At 68.0% G+C, this 344-nt stretch carries 1 protein-coding gene; it reads right to left on the bottom strand.

All coding sequences use genetic code 11. The features are described 5' to 3' along the window. A partial coding sequence (locus tag OK409_RS21600) for an Ig-like domain-containing protein (protein WP_264367519.1) occupies nt 1-344 on the bottom strand: 344 nt, incomplete at both ends.

The following is a 344-nucleotide window of genomic DNA, read 5'->3' as shown; positions in this document are numbered from 1 at the left end:
CAACGGTAAAGCTCCAGTCGCCGTCTGCCTGCGGGCCTTCGTTGCCCGCCGCGTCCACCGCCGCGACCGTCAGGTCGTGGGAGGTGCCGTCCGCCATATCCTGCTCCGGCGTCCAGCTCCACTTGCCGTCCGCCTCCACCGCTGCGCTGCCGACGAGCTCGCCGTTGTCATAGATGTTGACGTGATCGATGTCGGCGGTTGCGTCGCCGGAGAAGGTCGGCCGTGCGTCGTCGGTGACCGAGCCGCTGGCAATCTCGCCGGTGATCGCACCGACGTCGTCCGTCAGGGTGATGCTGTCGATCACCAGGCCCGAGGTCTGGTTATCCGGCGGCGTGCTGTCTGCC

This window comes from Pantoea sp. RG18 (assembly GCF_025910075.1).
In the GTDB taxonomy this organism is placed as follows: Bacteria; Pseudomonadota; Gammaproteobacteria; order Enterobacterales; family Enterobacteriaceae; genus Pantoea; species Pantoea agglomerans.
The sequence above is the reverse complement of the archived record's forward strand: the minus strand, read 5'-3'. Positions and strand labels throughout refer to the sequence as shown.